Source organism: Colwellia sp. BRX10-4, assembly GCF_014077465.1.
Taxonomy (GTDB): Bacteria; Pseudomonadota; Gammaproteobacteria; order Enterobacterales; family Alteromonadaceae; genus Colwellia_A.
The window spans coordinates 1-9,625 of record NZ_JACGVZ010000046.1 but is presented as its reverse complement, the minus strand read 5'-3'; the positions used below and the strand labels follow the sequence as shown (position 1 = coordinate 9,625).

The window sequence follows — 9,625 nt, the reverse complement described above, 5'->3', positions numbered from 1 at the left end:
GTATTATTTGAAAAGCTGTTTGCAAACCGCAGCTAACAAGAACATCAAACGGAAAAATTACAGTTGGCTCTTTTTCGTTCCTCAAAATTTCAGCCAACTATAATTTTCCGCTTATGTAAGCGTTAGCTGCTACAAAGTTAACAATATCGTGTTTCCCTATCTCGATATTGTTACAATAAAATAAATAGGGAAAAATATTAAGTAAAATATTAAGGAAAATATTAAGGAAAATATTATGTTTAAATATTTAACAATTGCAATCTTACTTACAGGTTCTTTTTTTGCTCAGTCTCAAACGGTCACAAAAAATTGCCATGGATGCACTGAATTTCAAATGAAGCGACAAGCAGAATTACACAGACCAACGTCTTTGAGAGATTATGTTTATGTTTTTAACTCAACGAATGAGTTGGTCAAACTATACGAAGTTAGTAAAGTGATTATTGATGACTTTATTGAGCACGTACAAGTAATAGAAAAACCAATCTCCCCAGAGCTTGATGGCTACTATCAAGAGTACCTTATAGCACGAAAGGAATTTTTAAATGATTTAGGGTTAGGATCAGCTACTAAATCTCAACGTTCTTCAATGTCCGACAGTAAAGATTGCACTAAACACCAACTACTCCCCGAAAAGAGAATTATAAATAGTGGTGTGAATGCTTTTTCATTTATAAGATCAAATCAAGAAAGAAACGATGTATTCAATGAGTTGATGCTAGACTCTACAACAGCAACTAGAGTTGTATCTACAATGAATCATATCAAAGACGCAGTAAACAGCAATACTGTTTTAAACTTTAAAGATCTAAATATGATTCTTAAATTTCATGATGGAACATCAATAGAAACATATATAGAACCTTTACTAGGTGGTCTAACGTATAAAGTTAGCAGTGGACTTGATGCGGACTGTAACTTAATCCCCGAGACAAAAAGAGAGATGGCGACTGGCTTTAAGTTTACCAATTTAGAGAATTTAAAAGCAATGGAAAATCATCTTTGGTACGAGAATGCGAAGTGGATGAATGATTTTCAGAGGTCTCAGTTTAAGTCTTCTGGGTGCACCGTAGAAACAAGATGCCGATGGGAAGGTACACAAAATTTAGTCTGTTATGGTCAACTTGAATGTAAATAACAGCTTGTCATAGCATAATTATCATCAATAACGCAGCTAACAAGTTAATCAAACGGAAAAATAACAGTTGGCCATCGCTTCGCGATTATAGCCAACCATTATTTTCCACTTAGCAAAGCGTTATATTGCTAGTTAAGTTTAGTAGTTTTATCATCGTCAATATCCATTATTTTAAAGGGAATTACATTATGGAAGATTTAGGATTTGTGTTTGGAATTATCGGTATGTCAATGGGCGTTCCTGCTTTTGTCTTTGCCACGATTTCAATGAGTAAAATAGATAAACTTGAAAAAAGGTTAAAAGAATTAGATGTTTTAAATCAAGACTTTAAATCAAGTTGATTCTGATTTAATTACTTTGTTGTTGGTGTGATCGCAATATAACAAGGCATTCAAACGGACAAATAACAGTTGGCTGTCGTTCGTGCCTCACTATTTTAGCCAACTATTTTTTGTCGCTTAATGTGGCGTTATATTGCTAAAAAGGTTTAATTGAAGCATCATTTATTAGCTAGCTTTTATGCAAGTTTAGTTTCAGTAGTTATCTTGATGCTTATTGATATGCAAGAAAGTCCTGGTATATCAATTGTAGGTGGCTTACTTTTAATACCTATTATTTTTGTTTGCTGTATTGTTCTTGCATATCCACTAATTTATATTCGTTCTCAATTCAAATTAAAAAAATTACAAAGTGTAATCTTATTTGTTTTAACAGGCTTTATTTTAGGTGCGGGGATCCCATTATTTATATTTCCTTGGCTTACAATAGATTCTGAAAGTATTGTATTTATCTTGCAGTATGGTTTTACTGGCTTTTTGGCTTCAATCACAGCGTGGTTCTACGTTCAGCGTAATATCGCAATATAACAAGAAATTAAACAAGGACAAAAAACAGTTGGCTTTTTGTTCACTACGTTCACCTATTATAGCCAACCATTTTTTGCCTGTTAATTGGGCGTTAGTTGCCTTTATTCTGGTGGGAAATTCTGCTTTTGGTGTAAAACTCGCATTATTCTAATCGTATCACCATCGACCCAATAAGAAACAATCATTGATATTTCTGGAATGATTAACACTCTTCCAAGAAAAATGTCTCTTTTAACACCCATTAGGGGGTGTTCTAGTAAGTTTTCAACTTTAGCTTCAATAGTTTGATCAGTTTTTTCTGCTGCACTTGGATTAAAATCAAAAAGAAATTCAAATATTTTTTCACGATCATTTAATGATTCTTCTTCCCAAAAGATCATGATTTGTCTCTATTACGGATTTTCTGTTTTCTTGCTTCCATTAATTTTTTTGCTTCATCATGCAAAATAAAATTAGCTTTTCCATTATCAAACTTGTCAAATGCTGCATTTATTTGTTCCGATAACCATGCATCATGGCTTATAGTTTTTCTTTGTTCTTCTGCTAAACCTTCTGCAAGTTCTCGGCATGCGTCGCTAAGAGTACGGCCTTGGCTTTCCGCCATTTGTTGCGCTAAACGTTTCGTTTCTTCATCAACTCTAAATTGAATGCGAGTGTCCATAATATGTTACCTTAAATTAGTGTTGTACTCACAAATGTTAGCACTGCAATTAATCCAAGGCAACTAACAAGTTGCTTAAACGGACAAAAAACAGTTGGCTTCCCTCACTTCGTTCGTTATTGTAGCCAAACTATTTTTAGCCGCTTAGCAAAGCGTTATACCTCAAGGTGATCAAATGGAATTTATTGCACTCTTTCTCATTGTTATCGTTTTATTATTCATATTCCTATTTAAGAACAAGAGTTCTAAACAGACGGTAGCACCATATGAATTATGTGGACCACTATTTACACCAGCCGAACGATCTTTTTATGGGGTATTAAAACTTACTTGTGAAGATAAAGCAGTTGTATTTGGTAAAGTAAGAATCGCTGATATCCTTAAACCAAAAAAAGGACTTAACCGAAGCCAATGGCAAATTGCATTTAATAAAATATCCGCAAAACACTTTGATTTTGTTTTATGCAACCCTAAAAATCTTACTGTTCTAGCAGTCATAGAACTTGATGATAAAAGCCACTCTCAGGAAAAACAAATTAAACGTGATGAATTCGTTGAATCTGCATGTGAAACAGCAGGTTTAAAACTACATAGATTCAAAGCTTCTACTAGTTACGCTGTTGATGAAATTAAAAAGGAATTATTTCCTGCTACAGAAGTTTTAGCAGATGTAACTGCACCTGAAAAAAATGATAATAAAATATGTCCTAAATGTTCGTCAGAATTAACTGTTAAAACCGCACAAAAAGGAAAGAATAAGGGGAATGATTTTTTAGCTTGTAGTAGTTTTCCTAAGTGTCGCTATACCGAAGAAATTGAGGTATAACAAGTCATTAAAGCAGGACAAAAAACAGTTGGTTTTTGCTCGTGCCTCGCTTATTTTAACCAACTATTTTATTGCCTCTTAATGAGGCGTTATGTGTTTTTCAAACTAATGATGAATATGTCAAATGTAATGGATACAATTAAAATTAGAGATAATAAAAGCGACTTTAAACTAACGATGGTTTTGGCATTTGTTTTAGTGGCTATTTCATTTTTTGCAGTAGGGTTTATTTATGCAAATGTACCTCAAACTGGAGTGCTAATTAAATTAATAGCTATTTTTGGTGGTATAAATGCATTCTTGGTTTATTACTTATATAAAAAGATAGACGGTGTATCAAACACATAACAAGAACTTCAAGAGGGACAAAATAAAGTTGGCTGTTTTGTTCACTCCGTTCACCTATTTTAGCCAACTCTATTTTGCCCCTTAATTGGGCGTTATGTGTATCGGGAATACTATGGCATTTGAACCTAATTACTCAAAATATACTGTTTCCGAACTTTACGATGTTTTGGATAATATTGATGGAGATAAGTTTCCTGAACGACTAGAAAAAATTAACTCTGAGCTTCAGTCAAGAGTTGTCGAAGATGAGAAAGATTATGAACGCCCAATTAAAAAAATGAGCCCCATTAAAAAAAATGCTCTAGGTTTCTTTTTACTATTTTCAATTATGTTATCCATTTTATACGCTGAATATGTCCCAATGCGAGGATTAGATTGGATTACACAACAAGCCCACCCAAAACTGTATTGGGTTTCTGTTATAATTTTTGGTATATGGTCGTGTTATTATGCGAAGAAATACATGGATGTAAAATACACATAACAAGCTGTTAAAAAAGGATAAAATACAGTTGGCTTTTGTTCACTCCGTTCACTTATTTTAGCCAACTTTATTATTGCCTGTTAACAGGGCGTTATGTGTACAAGGATAGGGTCAGGTTACGGAGAACATTTCGTTTATTATTTTCATACTTCTATTATGTACCTGCATAATTGGATTTAGTTTCACATTTTATTTTTACTTTAAAGCATGTGGCAATACTGAGCATTCAAATTCTATTTCTAATGGTTTTGGTTTCTTTATTAATTTGTTTGGCGATTCAGATAATCTTAACGAAGAAGGTATAAAGTATCGTGGTAAATTCATTCGCTCTTTAATTTTTACGTGTTTGGTTTTATGGTAAATTATTCAATAACATCAATAGCTTGGTAAGTACACATAACAAGCTATTCAAGTGGGACAAATTACAGTTGGCTGGTTTCGCTCCGCTTCACATTTTAGCCAACTACAATTTGCCCCTTAATAGGGCGTTAGGCAAACTATCAGAGGTACGGATGCTGAATAGACAAAATTTACTCTTGGCTTTTCCAATATTGAGCTTAGTTTGGTTCGCTGGAACAATTATTGTTGCAGGCTTATATTATCCTGAATATAGCCATATAACTCAGTTTATCAGTGAATTAGGAGCAACAGGTTCACCACATGGTGAATATGTTAATTATTTAGGCTTCATCCCTACAGAGCTTTTTATACTTGCATTTGTATTTACTTCCTTTTTAGCTGTTCCTAAAACAAAGAAAAACATAACAGGACTTAGCTTTATTGTTGTTTATGCTGTGACTCTTGGTATTTCTGCTTTATATCCATGTGACTTTGAATGTAGGCCAGTTGAACCTACGATTTCCCATAACATTCATATGTTGTCAGCTTTTCCTGGTTATTTATGTGGGATAATATCAATATTTATTTTGTCATCCGGCTCTTCATTCATTTCGCAATATAAAGTTTATAAATTTGTAAGCTTTACCATCGGAGTCATTTGCATTTACGCATTATTAAATCTAGATCCTAATTCACTCGTTGTTGGTGTTTATCAACGCTCTCTAGATTTAATGATATATTTGTGGTTTATATATTTTGCTTATAGTGTGAATCAACATTTGCCTAACAAACCACTAAAGCAGGACTTTTAATAGTTGGTTAGGTTCCGCTTCGCTTCACATTTTAACCAACAATTAAAAGCCTCTTAGTGGGGCGTTAGCTGTACAGGAGGTTAGGTGACATACGAACAATTAGATTTCATTGCAGATTCTTATATACCTCTTTTATTTATTGTGACCTCAATCGCCATGGTTAAGGGTATCGCGGATAATGGTTTAAGTCAGATGTATGGTCATATTACGGCAACTTTATCTTCTATTGTTATCGCATACGGCGTAATGTTTTTAGATATAAGGTTTAATATTTGGCCTGCTTTTGAGTCTGACTATAGTACGCATACAGCCTTGTCATTGGTTTTTGTTAGTTACTTTTTACTAAGAAGCAAGGTTCAAATGTGTATAGCAGTAACATCACTTATTGCTTACTTTATTTTAATGGTATACCAGCAATATCATACCGTTACGGATATAATATCTACATCGTTGGTTTTACTTCCTTTGTTTTTGTTATTCCAAGTAAAAGGTCAAAGAGTAAAATACAGCTAACAAGAAATTCAACAGGACTAAAAACAGCGGGCTATTCGCTTCGCTACCATTTTAGCCCGCTATTTTTAGCCCGTTAATTGGGCGTTAGTTGGCACCACGAAATCAGATTAATATTTATGTGTAAAAGCGGTATTTTCTAAATTAATTTGGTGGGTTACGCTTAAGTTTTCGCCTCAGAATTTTGGTTATGTTCGCTAATAGACTTTACGCATTTTTAAGACACTTTTGCTGTAAAGTCATTATCTAAATTAACCGTAGTGTTTGGCTCAGAGTTCACTGTTTGGTGCGTCGTGGTACTGGGTTTTTTTCAGATTCTTCCTAATATCCCACAAACATGGTAACTTATTGTAAAGTTTGTGCTTTTAATTAAAGTTCAACTAACAAGAACATCAAACGGAAAATTTACAGTTGGCTCTTTTTCGTTCATCAAAATTTTAGCCAACTATAATTTTCCGCTTATGTAAGCGTTAGTGTAATAAGGAGGTTTTAGGTGAACTTGAAAAATTTAAGTCTATTTTTGGCTGTTTTCATTTGTGGTTGTCAGACTACAAGCGAGAATCGAGATAATAGCTCTAGTATAAATGACATTGTAAAAAATGAACCACGTTGTACGGTATTCCCAAGAAAAATTGAAAATTTTAGCGATACGACTCAAGAAGGTTTTCCCATAAAAAGAGTTTCTCCGAAGTATCCAAAATCAGCAGCAAGAAATAAAATAAATGGCTATGTCAAATTTGAGTTCGATATTTCTTCTGAAGGTAAGCCCTTTAATATTGGTGTTATAGAATCTTCTCAGTCTGGTCTTTTCATAAAGCCAGCAACTGAAGCACTTAAAAAGTGGCGATTTAATCCGTATAAAGAAAATGGTTTATCTATTGACAGTATTTGCCAATCAATTCAATTAGACTTTAAGGTGTAAATTACACTAACAAGCTGTTAAAGCATGACAAAATTCAGTTGGCTGTTTTCGTTCCTCAACATTTTAGCCAACTAAATTTTGCCTCTTAACAGGGCGTTAGTTGCCAAAAGGAATTGTCATGCGTAATTTTAAAGTATCATTGTTATTCATCTTGTTTACTTCAACATCTGTTCTAGCTCAAAATGATGTTTTTCATCAAAGTCCTGCAATATATGGCGGGTGGAATTGTAATGTTGTGTTAGATAGTTTGAATAAAAAGTCGAGAGGTTTAAATAACATCACAGCTTGGATTTTTGGCTATACCTATGGTAAAAATATCCAATTCAAAAAGGATAAAAGCCCAGCTTCTAAAGCTGAATATAAAGATGTTTTAGTCCCTTATTTGACTGAATATTGTAAAAACAATCGAGATTCAACTTTCTTTCATGCGATGGACAGTTATGTTGATTTCAAATTAAAGCAAGGTGAGGCCGTAATTGGCAACTAACAAGGCATTCAAACGGACAAAAAACAAGTGGCTGTTTTCAATTCGTTCAACATTTTAGCCAACAATTTTTAGCCGCTTAATGTGGCGTTAAGTAGACAAGGATACTTTAGAGTGTATTTCAAATATTTCATTATCATAGTTTTTATTTTCCTATCTCTAGGTTGCCAATCGACCAAAAAGGGAGGAGCTATCCCTGTCGAATCAAATAAAGAATTGAAATTAGATGTACTAAACATTGATTGGAGCGATCTTAGCTTAGCTCCCGGTGATCGTAGAATTAAAGGTACAGGCTTTGTTGTTGCTAATTGGTCTAATTCTTCAGATGATGTAGGGCAATACCTTGGAGTTCTGGGAGTTCTTGCATCCGATCTTTTAAATGAAAAAAACTTACAGGGTAACTTAGAAATAGAGCTTAAAGACAATTTTGATTTAGCTAAGATTCTACTGAACTCACTAAATAATAATCAAGATTTAAAAAAAGAAATTAAATCTATTCATCTAAATTCTAATTTAAAAAAACAGGTTATAACACTTGAACCTTGGTGTATTATTATCACTAACGAAAAAGGTTTAATATTTCTTCCTCAACTTAAAGCAACACTAAAATCTGAAACAGGTAAAGCTCTTTGGGAAGGAAACTATGGGCCAATGAGTACAAACAAACCTTTTAAGTTGAATACTTCAATGGCGAATGAAAATATCATTGAATTAGAGTCTAGGTTAGGAGTAGTTTACGGGGAAATTACCGATCAATTAGTTGCTAATATTCAGGGACTCGATAGTTATGTTAATGACGAAGAAAGTCAAAAGTTTACTGATAGCCTAATGAAATATATGGAAATAGACTTTGATGAAAGTCTACTTAACAAGAAAATCAACAAGGACTAAAAACAGTTTGCTGTTTGTTAACATTTTAGCAAACAGTTTTAGCCCGTTATTTAGGCGTTATGATGAGTCGATATTTTTTGTTGTTAAATTATAAATTTTCCTCTATATTCTGAGCTATTGGTGTTGAAATTGGACTGTGTTCTTTTCTATTTAATTACTTCATGGTTCCTGTGTTATTACCTGGATATAGGATATTGGCTGCTCCAGCAATGTTCATTCTAAGTTTTTTCAGTGAACAAACTGATTTTGCTCCTAAAATGATTCTTTTTCTTTCAGGTCAGTTTTTAGATTACTTTTTAATTGGTTGTATTGTTCAAATAATTAAAAGGCTTGGTTTGGCGCGCACTCAGTCATAACAAGCTATTCAAGTGGGACAAATTACAGTTGGCTAGTTCCGCTTTCGCTACACATTTTAGCCAACTACAATTTGCCTCTTAATAGGGCGTTAGGTGAATAAGGAAATTATGAGAAAACTGATAGTTTGGATGTTTATTTTATTTTTAAGTCAAGGGTGTACTAAACAGCAGCTAGGTGGTGTAGCTACAGTCACTGCTTTATTAGTTTCAGTACCATTGATTCCATTTGCAGAAGCTTACCATGTGATTAACGATACGGATGGTAAAGCAAAAGAGCAACGTGAGATCTGGGAAGCTCAATTTGATCCAGTTTATATAGCAAGAACAGACTTAATCAATATTAGAAACCCTGAATTTGATGCTGAATCACTTTATAGGAAAGGTCATGTAGCTTTTTTTCCTTCAGTCCCTTCAAATGGTATTTATCCTGGATTAAAATATGAAATGGAAAATTCTAATTACAAAGAAAATCAGCTTACCATTTCTAATAATGTTGATTTAAATTCTTTGCAGGTTCTTATGGCAAAAGATCCTTTACATAAAGAGACTGCTGGTTGGAAATATAATAATGATGTATTTAGAACCTTTTGGGATACAGGTTTAAAATATAAAGTTAACTTTAACCAAAGAATGTCTGAACTTTCTGAGTTACATTCACCTAACAAGAAAATCAACAAGGACTAAAAACAGCGGGCTGTTCGCTTCGCTCTATTTTAGCCTATTATTTTTAGCCTATTATTTTTAGCCTATTATTTAGGCGTTGGTATGAATCCCCACGCCAAGTTAAATACACTGAACCTTGTTCATTAATTTCAGAACCATTGTTTTCACTTTTAGTGTTAAGTGATTTAACGCATAGAATGAAGCAAGTAATTTTGTCGGTTATCATGCTGATATTCGTCGATTACTCACTGATTAGTTAGCAGCGCCTACCTTACTCATTTCGTCGTGGCACCTGTCTTCAGTCTATGTTAGCGGTTCAATAGCC

Annotated in this window: 14 protein-coding genes; 12 read left to right on the top strand and 2 right to left on the bottom strand. The window is 33.6% G+C overall.

Features of this window, described 5'->3' with window-relative positions:
- Nucleotides 1-235 precede the first annotated feature (235 nt).
- The 3 genes from H4J67_RS19165 to H4J67_RS19155 all read left to right on the top strand — a co-directional run bounded on the left by H4J67_RS19165 (nt 236) and on the right by H4J67_RS19155 (nt 2,004).
- Nucleotides 236-1,138: a hypothetical protein gene (locus H4J67_RS19165; protein ID WP_182170379.1), complete on the top strand. Its 903-nt coding sequence runs from the start codon at nt 236-238 to the stop codon at nt 1,136-1,138.
- A 188-nt stretch (nt 1,139-1,326) separates the two neighbouring features.
- Entirely contained in the window at nt 1,327-1,479 is a 153-nt protein-coding gene (locus H4J67_RS19160) for a hypothetical protein (protein ID WP_182170376.1), read from the top strand.
- A gap of 150 nt (nt 1,480-1,629) precedes the next feature.
- Nucleotides 1,630-2,004, top strand: a complete 375-nt coding sequence (locus H4J67_RS19155) for a hypothetical protein (protein WP_182170373.1) — start codon at nt 1,630-1,632, stop codon at nt 2,002-2,004.
- 101 nt (nt 2,005-2,105) lie between these two features.
- Here the strand turns inward: H4J67_RS19155 and H4J67_RS19150 are convergent, their stop codons facing one another.
- Nucleotides 2,106-2,384 carry a type II toxin-antitoxin system RelE/ParE family toxin gene (locus tag H4J67_RS19150; RefSeq protein ID WP_182170370.1) on the bottom strand — a complete coding sequence of 93 codons (279 nt, stop codon included), beginning with the start codon at nt 2,382-2,384 and terminating at the stop codon, nt 2,106-2,108.
- Nucleotides 2,381-2,665, bottom strand: coding sequence for a damage-inducible protein J (locus H4J67_RS19145; protein WP_182170367.1), 285 nt, complete (start codon nt 2,663-2,665; stop codon nt 2,381-2,383). The genes H4J67_RS19150 and H4J67_RS19145 overlap by 4 nt, the downstream gene beginning before the upstream one ends.
- Nucleotides 2,666-2,840: 175 nt before the next feature.
- Here H4J67_RS19145 and H4J67_RS19140 point away from each other — a divergent pair, with 175 nt between their 5' ends.
- From H4J67_RS19140 to H4J67_RS19100, 9 genes are all read left to right on the top strand, one after another.
- Nucleotides 2,841-3,491 (top strand): DUF2726 domain-containing protein, encoded by a 651-nt coding sequence (locus H4J67_RS19140; protein WP_182170364.1) that lies wholly within the window; start codon nt 2,841-2,843, stop codon nt 3,489-3,491.
- A 129-nt stretch (nt 3,492-3,620) separates the two neighbouring features.
- On the top strand, nt 3,621-3,839 hold the full coding sequence (locus tag H4J67_RS19135; RefSeq protein ID WP_182204706.1) for a hypothetical protein: 219 nt from the start codon (nt 3,621-3,623) through the stop codon (nt 3,837-3,839).
- Between the two features lie 112 nt (nt 3,840-3,951).
- On the top strand, nt 3,952-4,323 hold the full coding sequence (locus H4J67_RS19130) for a hypothetical protein (protein WP_182204705.1): 372 nt from the start codon (nt 3,952-3,954) through the stop codon (nt 4,321-4,323).
- A gap of 512 nt (nt 4,324-4,835) precedes the next feature.
- The gene (locus H4J67_RS19125) at nt 4,836-5,474 is read left to right on the top strand and encodes a DUF998 domain-containing protein (protein WP_182169810.1); all 639 of its coding nucleotides are present in this window, start codon (nt 4,836-4,838) and stop codon (nt 5,472-5,474) included.
- A gap of 84 nt (nt 5,475-5,558) precedes the next feature.
- Nucleotides 5,559-5,987: a hypothetical protein gene (locus H4J67_RS19120; RefSeq protein WP_182169816.1), complete on the top strand. Its 429-nt coding sequence runs from the start codon at nt 5,559-5,561 to the stop codon at nt 5,985-5,987.
- Between the two features lie 490 nt (nt 5,988-6,477).
- Nucleotides 6,478-6,906 carry an energy transducer TonB gene (locus tag H4J67_RS19115; RefSeq protein ID WP_182204703.1) on the top strand — a complete coding sequence of 143 codons (429 nt, stop codon included), beginning with the start codon at nt 6,478-6,480 and terminating at the stop codon, nt 6,904-6,906.
- Between the two features lie 118 nt (nt 6,907-7,024).
- A complete protein-coding gene (locus H4J67_RS19110) occupies nt 7,025-7,393 on the top strand; it encodes a hypothetical protein (RefSeq protein ID WP_182169441.1) in 369 nt (122 codons plus the stop codon).
- An 81-nt stretch (nt 7,394-7,474) separates the two neighbouring features.
- Complete coding sequence (locus H4J67_RS19105) at nt 7,475-8,281, top strand: hypothetical protein (protein WP_182204702.1); 807 nt, start codon at nt 7,475-7,477, stop codon at nt 8,279-8,281.
- A gap of 449 nt (nt 8,282-8,730) precedes the next feature.
- Nucleotides 8,731-9,321, top strand: coding sequence for a hypothetical protein (locus tag H4J67_RS19100; RefSeq protein WP_182169446.1), 591 nt, complete (start codon nt 8,731-8,733; stop codon nt 9,319-9,321).
- The last annotated feature ends 304 nt before the right edge of the window (nt 9,322-9,625 follow it).